The following is a 17,870-nucleotide window of genomic DNA, read 5'->3' as shown; positions in this document are numbered from 1 at the left end:
AAAGGGGCGAGCAGCGTGGCAAATGCATATAAGCAAGCAGGAGTTAATATTGAAGCAGGCTATGAAGCAGTAGAGAGAATGAAAAAGCATGTTCAAAAAACAGCCCGGGCTGGCGTCCTTGGCGGTTTGGGTGGATTTGGCGGCATGTTTGATTTATCAGCACTACAATTAAAAGAACCAGTTTTGGTGTCAGGCACCGATGGTGTGGGCACGAAACTGATGATTGCCTTTTGGATGGATAAGCATGATACGATTGGAATCGATGCAGTCGCGATGTGTGTTAATGATATTGTTGTACAGGGTGCAGAGCCCTTGTTCTTTTTAGATTACATTGCGTGTGGAAAAGCGGAGCCTGAAAAAATAGAGGCAATTGTCAAAGGAATTGCCGACGGTTGTGAGCAGGCTGGCTGTGCGCTAGTTGGCGGAGAAACAGCTGAAATGCCTGGATTGTATAGTGAAACGGAGTATGATTTAGCCGGATTTACGGTTGGTGCCTGTGAAAAATCGCAGCTCATCACGGGCGAAACGATTCAAGCGGGTGATGTGCTGATTGGCTTAGCATCGAGCGGGATTCACAGCAATGGTTATTCACTTGTAAGAAAAGTATTTAATGACTGGTCGTTACTTGATTTTGTTGATGAACTCGGGTGTACATTAGGAGAAGAGTTGCTCAAGCCTACAAAAATTTATGTGAAACCGATTTTGTCCGCGTTGAAAAAGTTCCAATTAAAAGGGATGGCTCATATAACAGGCGGCGGATTTATTGAAAATATTCCGCGCATGCTGCCAGCGGGTCTAGGTGCAGAGTTGTATGAAAAAAGCTGGGATATCCCACCTGTTTTTAAACTACTATCTTCTCATGGACAAATTGATTACCAAGAGATGTATAATATTTTTAACATGGGGATCGGCATGGTGATCGCTGTGGATCCGGAAAATGCAGCTGACCTGTTAGAACATTTTAACCAATCTGGAGAAACTGCGTATGAAATTGGTGTGGTAACTGGGAATGAAGGAATTAATATCAAGGCTCAAGGTGGACGCCTATGAAAAAGATAGCTGTGTTTGCATCAGGGAGCGGAAGCAATTTCCAGGCCATTATTGATGTAGTTCAAGCAGGCCATCTTGATGCAAATATTTCTCTTTTAGTTTGCGACAAACCGGGTGCTTTTGCGATTGAAAGAGCAAGAGCAGCAAAGATCCCGAGTTTTGTTTTTACCGCAAAGGACTATACTAGTAAGGAACATTATGAGGAAGAAATTTTAGCTCAATTAAAGACCTCGGGTGTAGAATTCATTGTCCTTGCCGGGTACATGCGCTTGATTGGTTCGAAATTGTTAGCTGAGTATAAAGGAAGAATCGTCAATATCCACCCGTCACTGCTTCCAGCTTTTCCTGGCAAAGATGCGATTGGGCAGGCGTTGGCGGCTCAAGCGAAGTGGAGCGGTGTCACCATCCATTTTGTTGATGAGGGAATGGATACGGGCCCAATCATTATTCAGGAGCGGGTTCGACTCGACGAAAATGAGACAAGAGAAAGCCTACAGCAGAAAATCCAGAAAAGCGAACATAAACTTTATCCATCCGTACTGCAAATGCTATTGACACAAGGAGATGTAATCAATGACACAAAAGCGCGCGCTAATTAGTGTTTCTGACAAAAATGGAATAACTGAATTTGCAAGGGAATTAGTCAGCCTAGGATATGAACTTATTTCCACAGGAGGCACGAAAAAGGCTCTTCAAGAGCAGGGTATACCTGTTCTTAGCGTTAGTGATGTAACTAATTTTCCGGAAATTTTAGAAGGTCGTGTGAAAACATTAAATCCATTGATCCATGGCGGCTTGCTTGCAAAACAGGATGATGTAAAGCATCAACAACAGCTAGACGAGCATGGAATACAAGCAATTCAACTGGTTTGCGTCAATCTTTATCCTTTCCAGCAAACAATCGAAAAACCAGATGTTACAGTTGCCGATGCGATTGAAAATATTGATATTGGCGGTCCAACGATGCTTCGTGCTTCTGCTAAAAACCATCAATATGTCACTGTTGTGGTTGATCCAACTGACTATGAGACCGTAATTGCTGAATTAAAAGCAGATGGTGAAACGAAGTTTGAAACAAGAAGAAAGCTTGCAGCAAAGGTGTTCCGCCACACGGCAGCCTATGATGCCTTAATTGCGGAGTATATGACCCATTTGGCTGAAGAAAAAAACCCAGAGACATTAACAGTAACATATGAATTAAAGCAGTCTCTTCGTTATGGGGAAAATCCACATCAACAAGCAGCTTTTTATAAAAAGCCACTTGGTTCGACATTCTCGATTGCTAATGCCGTCCAGCTTCATGGAAAAGAGCTATCTTATAACAATATCAACGATGCGGATGCAGCCCTGCAGATTGTTAAAGAGTTTGCAGGACCAGCGGCTGTAGCCGTAAAGCATATGAATCCATGCGGTGTTGGAACAGGTGAAACAGGGTATGATGCGTTTACAAAAGCATTTGCGGCGGATCCTGTGTCCATTTTTGGCGGAATCATTGCTTTTAACCGTGAAGTAGATGCCCAAACAGCAAGCAAACTTCATGAAATTTTCTTAGAGATTATCATTGCACCTTCCTTCTCAGAGGAAGCATTAGCAATTTTAACTGGGAAAAAGAATCTTCGCCTGCTAACCATTCCATTTAATGATGTTAAAAAACCAGAGTTAAAAATGACAACGATTGAAGGCGGATTGTTAGTTCAGGAGCAAGACCGTTATACATTAGAAGATGCGAACGTCACGGTTGCCACGAAAAGACAACCGACAGATGCAGAATGGGAAGCATTAAAGCTTGGCTGGAAAGTTGTCAAGCATGTGAAATCAAATGCGATTGTGGTTACTAATGAGGATATGACAATTGGTATTGGTGCTGGACAGATGAACCGAGTAGGTGCAGCTGAAATTGCGCTGAAGCAAGCTGGTACAAAGGCTGAGGGAGCGGCTCTTGCATCAGACGCCTTTTTCCCAATGGACGATACCGTTGAAGCAGCGGCGAAAGCCGGAATTACCGCAATTATTCAGCCGGGCGGATCCATCCGTGATGAGGATTCTATTAAAAAGGCTGATGAATATGGAATTGCAATGGTGTTTACAGGAGTTAGACATTTCAAACATTAAACCGATGGAGGGCATTCGATGAACGTACTGATTATCGGCCGTGGTGGTAGAGAACATGCAATTTGCCGAAAAGTAAGTGAAAGCGCAGGATTAGAAAAAGTATTTGTTGCTCCTGGTAATCCCGGAATGGCAGATGTAGCGGAACTTGTCTCGATTGCAGAGTCCGAGCATGAACAGCTCCTTCAGTTCGCTAAGGCCAATGGAGTGGGCTTAACAATTATTGGTCCAGAGGTACCCTTGCTAGAGGGACTTGCTGACAAATTTGAAGCTGCTGGTTTGGCGGTATTCGGTCCCCGCCAAGCGGCAGCCGAGATCGAAGGAAGCAAGTCATTCGCAAAGGAATTAATGAAGAAATATCAAATTCCTACGGCTGATTATGCTGTTTTCACTAAATATGAGGATGCCCGTAACTATATTGAGGAAAAAGGTGCGCCGATTGTCATTAAAGCGGACGGATTAGCAGCAGGAAAAGGTGTCACCGTAGCGCTCACGAAAGAAGAGGCCCTCGCTAGCGTGGAAGAAATGCTTATTGATGCAAAATTCGGTGCAGCGTCATCTCGTGTAGTCATTGAAGAGTTTTTAGCGGGTGAGGAATTTTCGTTAATGGCATTGGTGAATGGTGAGGTCGTCGTACCATTAGAAATCGCTCAAGATCATAAACGCGCCTATGATGGTGACCTTGGTCCAAATACAGGCGGAATGGGTGCTTACTCACCTGTTCCTCAGATCGGTGCGGAGACCGTTCAAACGGCTGTTGATACTGTCCTTATTCCGGCGGCAAAAGCAATGGTACAAGAAGGCAGAAGTTTTTGCGGCGTGTTATATGCGGGTTTGATAAAAACACCTGATGGTCCAAAGGTGATTGAATTTAATGCCCGTTTTGGTGATCCAGAGACACAAGTAGTGCTGCCTAGATTGAAATCGGATTTAGTTCAAGTCGTGTTGGAGCTCTTAAATGGAGGATGTCCCACTCTTGAATGGGATGAACAGGCTATGATCGGTGCTGTAGTGGCTGCGAAAGGGTACCCTGAGGCATATGAAAAGGGTGCAGTGTTAACAGGGTTAGCAGACTTAAATGATCAAGAGGTTTTCACTTTTCATGCAGGAACAGTGAAAAATGATGCAGGTGAGTTTGTTACTGCTGGAGGCAGGGTCCTTCTTGTAGGAGCCAAAGCCGAAAGTATAGTAGAAGCGCAAGAAAAAGTGTATCGTGAACTGGAAAAGTTAACATGTGATGGTGTGTTTTATCGAAAAGATATCGGTGCAAAAGCGATCCAACCTGCTACGCGCTAACGGGCTCGCCTCTTTCCAGTTCGACGAATAAACACATAAAGAAGTGCGACAATGCTGCCGATAATGGCAGTTAGAACAAACGACATATCCGTTAAATACTCCCAAAACATAAAAAATCAACTCCAATCAAGGGCTGACCGCTTTAGGGTCAGCTCTTTTTTAGCTTAAAAAAAATGAGATTCGATTGATTCTACAATTCCCCGATTTAAGTTGGATTATAGGGTACCAATTGATCCCCATCCCCATTAAGTCCTTCCATTCCATCCATTGAATCCATCGCCCGATCGTGATCCTCGATCATGCACTGACATTTTTCAAATAAAGCAGTAAGTGGACAATAGCGGACAATTCCCTCTGCTACCTTCATTGCCCCACACAAGGCAACAAACAAATAAGAATCTCTCCAAGGGTGTTTGACCAGTTTAGAGGTAGTCCAGGAAAGAATCGTTAAGCCAATCGTAATCCGAATTAATGCATTTAAGATACTAATATTTGGTTTAACATTCATTTTGTTCACTCCTTCACAAATTGTTTACAAATATTATCAATTCTTTAATGCGTTAAACAGTAAAATATGATAATATTGTATCTAAAGAATTTTTTGTAAGGGCTTTCTTTACTGTTAAATCAACTTATTATTGTATAGATAGTTTTTTTAAAAAGGGGAGGGAAGACGTATGCTAGAGCAACGCTACCGCTGGAAAAATAAACACTTACGCATGCATGTATCCGTTTTGGATGGAAAAACGTCTCCAACCATTTTATTGAAAAACGCCTTGTATTTAAATCAGACGTTTCAAAAGTGGTTAAGAGCAAATATTTGGATTTGTGAAGATCGGATTGTTTATGTGGGTGAGAACTTGCCAACACATCTTGATAACTGTGAAATCATTGATTGCACCAATGAGATTCTTGTTCCGGGATACATTGAACCACATGCCCATCCGTTTCAATTATATAATCCCCAAACACTGGCTGCGTATGCATCCCAGTTCGGGACAACGACATTAATAAATGACAATATGGCCCTTGTTTTACATTTGGAAAAAAGGGAAGCGTTTACATTATTAAAGGATCTTCGCTCGATTCCAACAACAATGTTTTGGTGGAGCCGTTTTGATTCACAAACAGAAATTCTGCATGAAGAAGAAATTTTTTCACATAGTAATGTTAAATCATGGCTTGAGCACGATGCGGTTCTTCAGGGCGGGGAATTGACAGGATGGCCCAAACTGCTTGATGGCGATGATATGATGCTCCATTGGATTCAAGAAGCAAAACGGATGCGCAAGCAAATTGAAGGCCACTTCCCAGGAGCTTCAGAAAAAACATTGGCAAAAATGATGCTGCTTGGTGCGGACTCTGACCATGAAGCGATGACAGGTGAAGAAGTATATAACCGATTAATGCAAGGGTATATGGTGTCTTTAAGGTATTCATCAATTCGACCTGATTTGCCAAACATATTGGATGATATGAAGCGACTAGGCATAGAGGCATATGATAGATTAATATTTAATACTGATGGCTCATCCTCAACCTTTTACGAGCAAGGAGTCACTGATGCGATGATTCGCATTGCCATTGAAAAAGGTGTTCCAACTATTGATGCTTATAATATGGCAACAGTAAACATTGCCCGCTATTACAATATTGATCATCTCCATGGTAATATTGCAACTGGCCGGGTAGCCAATATAAACTTCTTATCCAGTATTGAAAATCCAACACCTGTTTCCGTTTTAGCGAAAGGAAAATGGGTCAAACGGGATGGACAGCAAGTGGCCGATGCCTACCCTCCAATTACTTGGGACGAATATGGACTAAAGCCGATGGAGTTGGATTGGGATTTGTCAGTAGATGATATGCAGTTTTCCATGCCGTTTGGGATCAAGATGGAAAATGCCGTCATCACCAAGCCATATTCCATTTCTATTGATGCTTCAGGAGATGAACTGCCATCACATCATGATGAATGCTTTTTTACATTGATTGACCGCAATGGGAAATGGAGAATTAATACGTTATTAAAGGGATTTGCGACTACATTATCAGCATTGGCCAGTTCGTATTCAAGTACCGGAGATATTATTTTAATAGGAAAAAATAAACAAGATATGCTCCAGGCTTTTAATAGAATGAAAGAATTAGGCGGCGGCATTGTGATGGTTGAGGACAATCAGGTCGTGTGCGAGATGCCATTAACTTTAGGTGGAATCATGTCAAACCTTCCAATCGAAGAATTAATCAGTCAAGAAAAAAAGCTGCTTACCGAGTTAAGAGAACGAGGATATTCATTTTCAGATCCTATATACAGTCTTGCCTTCTTTTCTGCAACACATTTGCCTTACATTCGGATTACTCCACAGGGAATGTACGATGTAATGAATAAAACAGTACTCTTTCCGTCAATAATGCGTTAAACTGTAAGTGAGTAAAGTTTTAAAGCGTGAAAGTGTTTTTCTTTATTGAAAGTAAATAGGGGTGTGTTCATGAAGGGGTGTGTTCATGAAGATGAAAAAATGGGTTGTTTTCGTGATAGCTTTCCTGTTACTACTTTCTGGGTGTAGTGATAAGGAAAAGGTTAAGGAAACAGTAAAGAAGGAAAAACCTGTAACTCAAACAGAGAATAAACCAGAAGAGAAACAAGTTGACCCGTATTCTTATCCATTAACAGGGATTGGCTCTGAAATCAGCACAGATGGAAGAGCGGTAGCTGTAATGATTAATAATCACCCAAAAGCAAGACCCCAATCGGGCCTGAACAAGGCAGATATCGTCTATGAAATTCTAGCGGAGGGTGATATCACTCGCTTCCTGGCAGTATTTCAAAGTGAAAAGCCGGCAAATATTGGTCCGGTAAGGAGTGCAAGGGACTATTATATTTACTTGGCAAAAGGACTTAATGCCCTTTACATTGCCCATGGCTATAGCCCGGAAGCAAAGAAACTCCTAAATGGTAACTATATTGATAATTTAAATGGGATGGTCTATGATGGTACACTATTTAAACGCTCTAAAACCCGAAAAGCACCCCATAACTCCTATATTACGTATGAAAACATTTTAAAAGGTGCTAAGCAGAAGAAATACTCAATGGGAAAAAGTCCCGCACCATTTAAATTTTTCACAAAAGAAGAAAGTAAAAATATTACGGGTAAGGATGCTAAATCTGTTAAGATTACTTATTCTAAGAGTGGAATTTCTAATTCAGTCTTTAAATTTGACGATACGATCGGTAAATATATTCGTTTTTCAGGCAACGAGCAAACCATTGATTTAGATACAAATGAGCCTGTTTTGTTGGATAATATTTTTATTATCGAAGCTGAGCACCAGTTTATCGATTCCTATGGGCGTCGAGATATCGATTTTAAGTCTGGCGGAAAAGCCTATCTGCTTCAAAAGGGTAAGGTCAACCAAGTGGAGTGGATGAATAAGAACGGTGAAATTGTTCCAGTCAAAAATGGTGAAGAGGTTCCACTCGTACAAGGAAAAACATGGGTCAATGTTGTTCCAACCAAACCTGGTCTGCAGAATATTGCCACGTTTGATGTAAACTAAATGGACATTTTAAAGGGGTAAACAATATGCAAATTAATAAATTACGGGGCAAGGAGCTTGATCAATTGTTTCAAGCTGTTCTTTCCTTAAATGATCTTGAAGAGTGCTATCGCTTTTTTGACGATTTATGCACAATTAATGAAATTCAGTCATTAGCACAACGTCTTGATGTTGCAAGAATGCTACGCGAAGGGAATACGTATCATAAAATTGAAACGGAAACCGGAGCGAGCACAGCCACCATTTCACGGGTGAAACGCTGTTTGAACTATGGAAACGATACGTATGAAATGGTCCTTGAACGGGTTAAGGGCGAAACGACTGCAACTGAACAAGAATAAACAAACCGGAGAAATTGTTCTTCGGTTTTTCTTTTTCACTTTAAAAATGGTTATGATTTCTATATTTAGATTTAGTGTTTTCTTTTTTTATCGAATCGGCTAGTGCTATAATGGTGAAATGGAATTAATGATATGGGAGGATCTTTTTGATGTATGATTTTCGCGAGTGGCGGCATGTGTTTAAACTCGACCCAAATAAAGAAATAGCGGAAGACCGTTTAGAAAAAATCTGTGAATCAGGAACCGATGCCATTATCGTAGGTGGGACAGATGGGATTACATTAGAAAATGTCCTCGATTTGATGGCAAGAATTCGCAGGTTTTCGGTCCCATGTGTCCTTGAAGTATCAACGATTGAGACGGTTACACCAGGATTCGATCTTTATTTTATTCCAACCATTTTAAATAGCAGCGATACCAAATGGATTACGGGACTTCACCATCAAGCGGTTAAGGAATTTGGTGAAATCATGGATTGGGAAGAAATTGTCATGGAAGGCTATTGCATTTTAAACGAGGACTGCAAAGCTGCGAAACTGACAAATGCGAAAACAAACATAACCAATGAAGAGGTAATTGCTTACGCGGTAATGGCTGAAAAAATGTTTCAGCTGCCGATATTTTATGTAGAATATAGCGGTAAATATGGTGATATTGAACTGGTTGCGAACGTAAAAAAGTCGCTTGAAAATACTATCCTTTTTTATGGTGGAGGAATATCAACCATTGAACATGCCGCAGAAATGGCCAAGCATGCTGATGTCATTGTGGTCGGGAACGCCATTTATGAAAATTTTGACCTAGCCTTGGAAACAGTAAAGATTGACCGATCATTGCTAAAGTAGAAAAATAGAGTTAAGATAAAAATAAGAACAAATGTTTGTAATGGTGGTGGATATTAAATGCAATATTTAACTGATAAGCTATTAAACGGACTGAATCCAGAGCAGCAAAGTGCCGTTAAGGCAACCGATGGACCGCTGTTACTAATGGCTGGTGCTGGAAGTGGTAAGACAAGAGTTCTGACACATCGAATTGGCTATTTGATTGTAGAAAAAAGAGTAAATCCTTATAATATTTTAGCGATTACGTTTACAAATAAAGCCGCACGAGAGATGAGAGATCGAATCGGAAAAATGATGGGCGGGGCTGCCGAAGAAATTTGGATTTCCACCTTTCACTCGATGTGTGTAAGGATCTTACGCCGAGATATTGACCGAATCGGCTTTAATCGTAATTTTACGATTCTTGATTCAACTGATCAGCTATCCGTGGTCAAAGGAATTCTTAAGGAAAAAAATATTGATCCAAAGAAATTTGATCCACGTGCCATTTTAGGAGCGATTAGCTCAGCGAAAAATGAGTTAATCGAACCTGACGAATATAAGAAAACAGGTGGAGGCTATTTTGAAGATGTTGTAGGTAATGCGTACGAAGAGTACCAGAAGCGATTAAGAAAGAATCAAGCGCTGGACTTTGATGATCTCATTATGCTGACGATTCAATTATTTAGACGGATTCCTGATGTCCTCGAATATTATCAGCGCAAGTTTCAATATATTCATGTCGATGAGTATCAGGATACGAACAAAGCCCAGTATCTGTTAGTAAAGTTACTTGCAAGTCGTTTCAAGAATTTATGCGTAGTAGGGGATTCTGACCAATCCATTTATCGATGGCGCGGAGCGGATATCGCAAATATCCTTTCGTTTGAAAAAGACTATCCGAACGCAACGGTTATTTTACTAGAGCAAAACTACCGTTCAACAAAAAGGATTCTTCTAGCTGCCAATAAGGTCATCCAAAACAATCTAAACCGTAAAGCGAAGAACCTATGGACCGAAAACCCGGAAGGCAACAAACTTGTTTATTACCGTGCGGATAGTGAGCAGGGGGAAGCACAATTCGTTGCTGGAAAAATTAAAGAATTAACCCGTAATCATCAGAACAAATTAACCGACATTGCCATCCTTTATCGCACGAACGCTCAGTCCCGTGTCATGGAGGAAGTGCTTCTAAAATCGAATATCGAGTACTCAATCGTCGGCGGAACAAAGTTCTATGACAGGAAAGAAATTAAGGATATGCTGGCTTATTTACGCCTAATTTCCAATCCTGATGATGATATTAGCTTACGCCGTGTTATTAATGTTCCAAAGCGTGGGATTGGTTCAAGCTCCGTTGATAAAATTGCTGATTTTGCCGATATGCATGATTTATCCCTTTTCCAAGCACTTGAGTCCGTAGAATTATTAGGGTTAAGTCCGAAAATCACCAAAGCGGCAAGAGAATTTCGCGATTTAATCGGTAATTATACCAATATGCAAGAGTTTCTGTCTGTTACAGAACTAGTTGAAGAAGTACTGGAAAAATCCGGGTACCGTGAAATGCTCAAAGCGGAAAAATCGCTGGAAGCCCAAAGCCGCCTCGAAAACCTTGAGGAATTATTATCTGTGACGAAAAGCTTCGAAGATTCAAGTGAAGATAAGAGTCTTGTTGCCTTTTTAACCGATTTGGCCCTGGTGGCTGATATTGATTCGCTTGATGACGATGGTGAAAAGGCAGATTCAATTACGCTTATGACCTTGCACTCGGCTAAAGGGCTGGAATTCCCGGTTGTCTTCTTGATTGGTATGGAAGAAGGTGTATTCCCTCATAGCCGATCATTGATGGAAGAAGTAGAAATGGAAGAAGAGCGCCGGCTAGCCTATGTAGGAATTACTAGAGCGGAGCAAACGCTGTTCCTGTCAAACGCCCAAATGAGAACATTGTTTGGGAGAACCAATATGAATCCACCTTCTCGCTTTATAAAAGAAATCCCTGAAGACCTGATCGAAGGAGTCGAACCAGCGGAGAAAAAAGTGAATTCACCATTTGGATCGACTGGAAAATCATTTGGCTCAGGACGCAGCACATCGTTCGGATCACCGAAGACGTCATTTGGTACACCGGCTGCAGCCAGAAAACCAGTCATGCGCCCAGTTTCTGCTCCTTCTGGCGATGAGGCTGGCTGGAAGGTTGGCGATAAAGCCCAACATGGTAAATGGGGTATCGGAACCGTTGTAAGTGTAAAAGGCCAAGGGGAAGGAACGGAGTTAGATATTGCTTTTCCAAGTCCGGTTGGAATCAAACGCCTGTTAGCCAAATTTGCTCCGATTAATAAAGCCTAATTAGATAGGCTAAGTTAAACCTTATTTTGATTTTACACACTCTGTTGATTGGAGCGGAATGCGCGAGACTCCTGCGGGAGGACGGGGCAGGGGAGACCCCACAGGCGCTTAGCGCCGAGGAGGCTCCCCGGACCGCCCGCGCGGCGCTGCGCGCATGGAGCGGAAATCAACAGACAAGTTTAAGAAAGCCTTAAGGAAAGGACTGAATATATGGACCTTCAAAGTGCAGAAAAGAGAATTACTGAAATAAGCAGCCTGCTAAATCATTATGGCTATGAATACTATGTTTTAGACAAACCATCTGTACCAGATGCTGAATATGACAAATTAATGCATGAACTGTTGGAACTTGAGGAGAAATTTCCGCAATTAAAAACAGCAGATTCGCCGTCACTGAGGGTTGGCGGCACCGTGCTCGATCTGTTTGAAAAGGTAGAGCATCGTACACCGATGCTTAGTCTTGGCAATGCTTTTAACGAGCAAGATTTAAGGGATTTTGACCGCCGCATCCGTCAAGCTGTCGGGGACGATATTTCTTATGTATGTGAGTTGAAAATTGACGGCCTGGCTGTATCGTTACGATATGAGGATGGTCTATTTGCACAAGGCGCTACCCGTGGAGATGGGACCATTGGTGAAGATATTACCGCTAATATAAAAACCATCAAATCCGTCCCGCTCCGTCTCCGCGAAAATGTTTCCTTGGAGGTTCGCGGCGAAGCTTATATGCCCAAGCGCTCGTTTGAGGCCTTGAATCAAACAAGGGAAGAACGCGGCGAGGAGCTATTTGCCAACCCTAGAAATGCAGCAGCAGGATCGCTAAGACAGCTTGATCCGAAAATTGCTGCTTCTAGAAGGCTGGATGTCTTTTTATATGGAATTGGAAATATCAGTGAAAGCAGTGAGATAGAGTCACATAGTGAAGGCCTTGATTACTTGGATCGACTCGGCTTTAAAACAAATCATGAACGGAACAAGTGTGCATCGGTTGACGAAGTGATCGAATATGTCAATAGCTGGGTCGAAAAGCGCCCGCACCTTCCCTATGAGATTGATGGAATCGTCATTAAAGTAGATTCCTATGCCCACCAGGCTGCACTCGGAACGACAGCAAAAAGTCCGCGCTGGGCCATTGCTTACAAGTTCCCTGCAGAAGAAGTGGTCACAACTCTTTTAGATATTGAGTTAAGTGTTGGTAGAACAGGTGTGATTACCCCTACGGCCATTCTTGAGCCAGTCAAAGTAGCAGGAACAACTGTACAGCGTGCCTCCTTGCACAATGAGGATTTAATCCGGGAAAAGGATATCAAGCTTGGTGACAAAGTCGTTATCAAAAAGGCAGGGGATATTATTCCAGAGGTGGTCAATGTTTTGGCTGACCAACGGACAGGGGAAGAAGTGGAATTCCACATGCCGACTCATTGTCCCGAGTGTGAAAGTGAGCTCGTGCGTTTTGAAGGTGAAGTGGCTTTACGCTGTATTAACCCTAAATGTCCTGCACAGCTCCGGGAAGGCTTAATTCATTTTGTTTCAAGGGTCGCGATGAACATCGAGGGTCTTGGGGAAAAGGTCATCAGCCAGCTTTTTGCTGAAAAATTAATTGCAGATGTTGCCGATATTTATAAGCTTACTCGTGAACAGCTTCTAGCCCTTGAAAGAATGGGTGAGAAATCAGCTACTAATCTTATTAAAGCCATTGAGATATCGAAAGATAATTCACTTGAAAAGCTTTTATTTGGACTAGGGATCCGTCATGTTGGTGCCAAAGCCGCAAAAACGTTAGCCCAACAATTTGGTACGATGGACAAACTCGCAGCGGCCACGAAGGAAGATTTAATCGCGGTTAATGAAATTGGTGATAAAATGGCGGATTCTATCGTCGCCTTTTTTGAAAAAGAAGAGGCTGTGGAGTTAATCAACGAATTAATTGCTGCTGGTGTTAATATGGAATATAAGGGTTCCAGACCAGTTTCTGCAGAAAATTCCGATTCCATCTTTGCAGGAAAGACCGTTGTTCTTACAGGAAAGCTGGAACGTTTATCCAGGAATGAAGCAAAGGATAAAATCGAAGCGCTGGGCGGGAATGTGGCTGGCAGTGTCAGCAAAAAAACACACCTTGTCATTGCTGGTGTAGAGGCGGGTTCAAAACTTACCAAAGCACAAGAACTAGGAATTGAAGTGTGGGACGAGGAGAAACTCCTAGTTGAATTAAATAAATAAGAGGTGTATCGACGTGAGAAAGTTCTCATTGCTCGCTCTCTCCCTTGTCTTTTTGCTGAGTGCCTGTGCACCAAACTTTGAGAAGCAAAATGAGGTTGTGCAAACGAAGGAGAAAGTGAAAGGGAAGGCAATTATTCCAAAGTATAATATTTCGGACAGCTATTACCGGACAATTTTGCCATTTGAACCAGGGGAAGCACGCGGATTGGTTGTCAATAATATCAATACAAGATATGACTTAAACGAGTTTGAAATGGGCTTAATGAGAATTGCCCAAAATTCTTTTGATACAGAAAAATATTTGTTTCGTGAAGGACGGGAAATCAAAGAAGAGACAATAAGACTTTGGTTAAAACGTAAATACACAAAAGAGCAGTTCAATGAAATGAAAAAAGAGGATAAAACACTAAAAGATGCTGATAATATTGGGCTAAATCCTGTGAATACTGGGAGTAAGGGTGAACCGAGTTCGCCAATCTATTTAGCTCATATTTTAGAACACGACTACTTAATAAAAAATGAAAAGGGGAATGTAACACTCGGCGGTGTTACGATTGGCCTTGCCTTAAATTCAGTTTACTACTATAAACAGACATCAGACGGCGATACCCTTGAGGAAAAAGTCCCGCATTCAGAAATGGTCAGTGAAGGGAAGAAAATAGCTGCAGAAGTGGTAAAGCGTATGAGGAGCATAAAGTCTTTAAAGGACGTTCCAATTTCGATTGCCTTGTTTGAGCAAGCAAGTAAATCTTCCGTCGTTCCTGGTAACTTTATTACCTATTCCACTGTCGACAATGGCAGCACTACTTTAAATGGCTGGGAAAATGTAAATGAAAAGTACTTTCTTTTCCCTTCCGCAGATGCACAGGAAGAACATCGTGATGATGTCACTGCGTTTTTAAATTTTAAGCAGGATGTGGAGGAGTATTTTCCTAACTATAATGGTGTGATTGGCAGAGCCTTTTACATGGGAGACCAATTGCAGGATTTAAATATTAATATTCCAATTCAATTTTATGGAAAAACAGAAGGAATTGGTTTTACGCAGTATGTAACCGGCCTTGTCATGGAACATTTTCCTAAGTATTTGTCTGTCTCGGTAAGTGTTACATCTGTGGATGGTCCTGAAGCACTGATCGTCCGAAAGGCTAATGAAGAGGAACCTTTTGTCCATATTTACCAATAAGACTTGGCATATTGCCGGGTCTCTTTTTTTGAATTATCTTTGTTTGCGGCGTTTAAATGAAACATGTTAGAATGAACAGTGGAGTGTAAACGTTTTTAATACATAGGAGGTTTTAACAAATGGTACAACCTTACAAGCACGAACCATTTACAGATTTTACGATTGAAGAGAACCGTCAGGCCTATCTAAAGGCGTTAAAAACAGTTGAAGGTTACTTAGGTCAGGATTACGACTTAGTTATTGATGGAGAAAGAATTGCAACAGAAGATAAAATTGTTTCTTATAATCCTTCCAATAAGGAAGAAGTAATTGGCCGCGTTTCAAAAGCTAGCCAAGACCTAGCTGAAAAAGCAATGCAAGCAGCAGTCGAAGCATTTAAAACTTGGAAAAAAGTTAAACCTGAAGTCCGCGCGGATGTATTATTTAAAGCAGCAGCCATTATTCGCCGCCGCAAACACGAATTTTCTGCTCTTATGACGAAAGAAGCTGGTAAGCCATGGAGAGAAGCGGATGCAGATACCGCTGAAGGAATTGATTTCCTTGAGTACTATGCACGCCAAATGCTAGCACTTAAAGATGGCGTACCCGTTCAAAGCCGTCCGAATGAATTTAATCGTTATTCCTATATCCCACTTGGTGTTGGTGTTATTATCTCGCCATGGAATTTCCCATTTGCGATCATGGCAGGAACTACAGTAGCAGCTATCGTTTCTGGTAACCCAGTTCTATTAAAACCCGCTTCAACTACTCCTGTGATTGCAGCGAAGTTTGTTGAAGTCATGGAAGAAGCAGGTCTGCCTAAAGGTGTTCTTAATTTCGTACCAGGAAGCGGTGCTGAAGTGGGCGACTATTTAGTGGACCATAAAGATACTCGCTTTATCAGCTTTACTGGTTCCCGTGATGTTGGACTTCGAATTTTCGAGCGTTCTTCGAAAGTGAACCCAGGACAAGTATGGATGAAACGTTTGATTGCTGAAATGGGCGGTAAAGATACCATCGTGGTTGATAGTGAATCAGATCTAGAGCTTGCTGCTCAATCAATTGTTGCAGGCGCATTTGGCTTCTCAGGTCAAAAATGTTCTGCATGTTCACGTGCGATAATCGTAGAAAGTGTTTATGATCAAGTTTTGAATCGCGTCGTTGAGTTAACGAATGAGTTAACGGTTGGAGATCCAACTGAACAAGCTACGTTCATGGGCCCTGTTAACGACAATAACGCTTTCAAAAAAATCATGGAATACATTGAAATCGGCAAGCAAGAAGGTAAGTTAATGGCTGGCGGCGAAGGGGATAATTCCAAAGGTTATTTCATTAAACCAACGGTTATTGCGGATCTTGCTCCTAAAGCACGTATTATGCAAGAAGAAATTTTCGGACCTGTTGTTGGTTTCACAAAGGCAAAGAACTTCGATGAAGCGCTTGAAATTGCTAACAACACGGAGTACGGCTTAACTGGTGCAGTTATTACTACAAATCGTGCCCACATGGAACAAGCTCGTGAAGACTTCCATGTTGGAAACCTGTATTTTAACCGATCTTGTACTGGAGCCATCGTTGGTTATCAGCCATTTGGCGGCTTCAATATGTCCGGAACTGACTCCAAAGCAGGCGGTCCTGATTACTTGCTGCTTCATATGCAGGCAAAAACAACTTCAGAAATGTATTAATTATAAAAGTGAACCCCCTTCTCAAGCCGAGGAGGGGGTTCACTTTTATTTTGATATGTTTATCACAAATGGAACCGTAAATACTTTGCCATCGTGCTGAAATTGGCCCCATATCTTATAAATGCCTTTTTTAGGAAAAATAGTCATAAAGGTTATCGTTGGACCATTTCCTTCTGTTGTCATCGGATGGATGTGTAAATACTTTTCCGCATCACTACTCATGGCGACCGCATGCCCCATTGCCCCTAAATAAGGCTGCAGATTTTTAATGGGTTGATGGTTTTTTGCATCACTAATGGTGAAATTCATATGGACCGTCATTCCAGCCATCATTTGGTCAAAAGAGAGCTTCACTTGTTTGCCATCAACGACTTTGGTTAGCTTCTGATCAGGGACGAGAGGTTTTCCTTCTGCGGCATCCCCTTCAATCTGGACCCAATGATTTTCTACACTAGGGTCCCCTCCACCCTTCGGAGTAAATTCAGAGATGAGCTTATAATCTCCGCCGGCGGGGAAACTAGTGGTAAAATCAAATTCGCCATTTCCCTTATATTCTGGATGGATGTGAGAAAAATAAGCTAAATCCTTACTAACAATAAATAAATGCATTTTTTTCTCATGAACAGTATCGAATGATTGAATCGGTTTATTGGACTGATCCATTATTAGCAGTGAAATGGGTATTTTCTCATTTGCATTCGGATGATCCTGGATCTTCCAATCAGACTTTGTAGGGATGACACCAGTTGGAGTGGCACTCATATTAGGGTCCATACTCGACTTTTGGACCCTAACCGGATTACAAGCCGATAAAAACAAGGTATAAAAAAGGATCATAAATAGGATAGATTTTTTCAGTGGGAATTCCTCCATTCAATGATACTTACTTTTTTAAAAAATACATTACCTAATTCAACCAATGCAAGAATTTTATGTAATTTATAAAGTTACCTATAGTAAAAATAATGATAATATAGAGAAAAGGCAGTAAGGAACTAAAAGTGTGGGGGATTGTAAAATTGATTCCATTATATCTATTTCACGTCACATCAGTCCAACATAGTGAAAATTTACTTTTGACATTTTTAATCTGTAATATTTTTGTTGTCACAGCAGGAATTACGTTTATGTATAAATTATTTCGACAGAAAAATGTTCGGGGCGCGGGAATCACGTTTGCGATTGCGTTAGCTGTGAATTATATTCTTATTGCCATCTTTGGGGATATATTTGATTTACTTGGATAAGCGCTAGAGAGGAGCTGATA

The 17,870-nt window shown here is 41.4% G+C and carries 16 protein-coding genes; 13 read left to right on the top strand and 3 right to left on the bottom strand.

The window, feature by feature from the left end:
* Positions 1-15 precede the first annotated feature (15 nt).
* The 4 genes from purM to purD are packed head-to-tail and all read left to right on the top strand — an operon-like array spanning position 16 to position 4,455.
* Positions 16-1,050, top strand: a complete 1,035-nt coding sequence (purM, locus tag COE25_RS25960) for a phosphoribosylformylglycinamidine cyclo-ligase (protein WP_098934677.1) — start codon at positions 16-18, stop codon at positions 1,048-1,050.
* Entirely contained in the window at positions 1,047-1,649 is a 603-nt protein-coding gene (purN, locus tag COE25_RS25955; protein WP_088085146.1) for a phosphoribosylglycinamide formyltransferase, read from the top strand. Before purM ends, purN begins: the two co-directional genes overlap by 4 nt.
* Positions 1,624-3,162: a bifunctional phosphoribosylaminoimidazolecarboxamide formyltransferase/IMP cyclohydrolase gene (gene purH / locus COE25_RS25950; protein WP_098934676.1), complete on the top strand. Its 1,539-nt coding sequence runs from the start codon at positions 1,624-1,626 to the stop codon at positions 3,160-3,162. The genes purN and purH overlap by 26 nt, the downstream gene beginning before the upstream one ends.
* 18 nt (positions 3,163-3,180) lie before the next feature.
* Positions 3,181-4,455 (top strand): phosphoribosylamine--glycine ligase, encoded by a 1,275-nt coding sequence (gene purD, locus COE25_RS25945; protein WP_098934675.1) that lies wholly within the window; start codon positions 3,181-3,183, stop codon positions 4,453-4,455.
* Here the strand turns inward: purD and COE25_RS32395 are convergent.
* Both COE25_RS32395 and COE25_RS25940 read right to left on the bottom strand, forming a co-directional pair.
* A complete protein-coding gene (locus COE25_RS32395) occupies positions 4,452-4,565 on the bottom strand; it encodes an EYxxD motif small membrane protein (RefSeq protein WP_335397359.1) in 114 nt (37 codons plus the stop codon). The two genes, purD and COE25_RS32395, sit on opposite strands and share 4 nt — an antisense overlap.
* Positions 4,566-4,660: 95 nt before the next feature.
* Positions 4,661-4,963 carry a YgaP family membrane protein gene (locus COE25_RS25940; protein ID WP_098934674.1) on the bottom strand — a complete coding sequence of 101 codons (303 nt, stop codon included), beginning with the start codon at positions 4,961-4,963 and terminating at the stop codon, positions 4,661-4,663.
* 169 nt (positions 4,964-5,132) lie between these two features.
* Here COE25_RS25940 and COE25_RS25935 point away from each other — a divergent pair, with 169 nt between their 5' ends.
* The 8 genes from COE25_RS25935 to pruA all read left to right on the top strand — a co-directional run bounded on the left by COE25_RS25935 (position 5,133) and on the right by pruA (position 16,603).
* The gene (locus tag COE25_RS25935) at positions 5,133-6,878 is read left to right on the top strand and encodes an adenine deaminase C-terminal domain-containing protein (protein ID WP_088085150.1); all 1,746 of its coding nucleotides are present in this window, start codon (positions 5,133-5,135) and stop codon (positions 6,876-6,878) included.
* Positions 6,879-6,969: 91 nt separating this feature from the next.
* Positions 6,970-8,019, top strand: coding sequence for a DUF3048 domain-containing protein (locus COE25_RS25930; RefSeq protein WP_098934691.1), 1,050 nt, complete (start codon positions 6,970-6,972; stop codon positions 8,017-8,019).
* Positions 8,020-8,045: 26 nt separating this feature from the next.
* Positions 8,046-8,360: a YerC/YecD family TrpR-related protein gene (locus tag COE25_RS25925; protein ID WP_088085151.1), complete on the top strand. Its 315-nt coding sequence runs from the start codon at positions 8,046-8,048 to the stop codon at positions 8,358-8,360.
* A gap of 149 nt (positions 8,361-8,509) precedes the next feature.
* A complete protein-coding gene (gene pcrB / locus COE25_RS25920) occupies positions 8,510-9,205 on the top strand; it encodes a heptaprenylglyceryl phosphate synthase (RefSeq protein WP_098934673.1) in 696 nt (231 codons plus the stop codon).
* A 57-nt stretch (positions 9,206-9,262) separates the two neighbouring features.
* Positions 9,263-11,530: a DNA helicase PcrA gene (gene pcrA, locus COE25_RS25915; RefSeq protein WP_098934672.1), complete on the top strand. Its 2,268-nt coding sequence runs from the start codon at positions 9,263-9,265 to the stop codon at positions 11,528-11,530.
* A gap of 210 nt (positions 11,531-11,740) precedes the next feature.
* The gene (ligA, locus tag COE25_RS25910; RefSeq protein WP_098934671.1) at positions 11,741-13,750 is read left to right on the top strand and encodes an NAD-dependent DNA ligase LigA; all 2,010 of its coding nucleotides are present in this window, start codon (positions 11,741-11,743) and stop codon (positions 13,748-13,750) included.
* Between the two features lie 13 nt (positions 13,751-13,763).
* Complete coding sequence (locus tag COE25_RS25905; protein WP_088085155.1) at positions 13,764-14,936, top strand: CamS family sex pheromone protein; 1,173 nt, start codon at positions 13,764-13,766, stop codon at positions 14,934-14,936.
* Between the two features lie 119 nt (positions 14,937-15,055).
* Positions 15,056-16,603 (top strand): L-glutamate gamma-semialdehyde dehydrogenase, encoded by a 1,548-nt coding sequence (pruA, locus tag COE25_RS25900; RefSeq protein WP_098934670.1) that lies wholly within the window; start codon positions 15,056-15,058, stop codon positions 16,601-16,603.
* 45 nt (positions 16,604-16,648) lie between these two features.
* On the opposite strand, the gene COE25_RS25895 is transcribed toward pruA, so the two are convergent.
* Positions 16,649-17,377, bottom strand: a complete 729-nt coding sequence (locus COE25_RS25895) for a hypothetical protein (protein WP_257208967.1) — start codon at positions 17,375-17,377, stop codon at positions 16,649-16,651.
* Between the two features lie 245 nt (positions 17,378-17,622).
* Here COE25_RS25895 and COE25_RS25890 point away from each other — a divergent pair, with 245 nt between their 5' ends.
* Complete coding sequence (locus tag COE25_RS25890) at positions 17,623-17,850, top strand: hypothetical protein (RefSeq protein WP_088085162.1); 228 nt, start codon at positions 17,623-17,625, stop codon at positions 17,848-17,850.
* Positions 17,851-17,870 lie beyond the last annotated feature (20 nt).

The sequence above is a fragment of the Bacillus sp. AFS031507 genome, assembly GCF_002584635.1.
Classification (GTDB): Bacteria; Bacillota; Bacilli; order Bacillales; family Cytobacillaceae; genus Neobacillus.
Note: the sequence above shows the minus strand (reverse complement) of the source record. Positions and strands in the feature narration are given on the sequence as shown.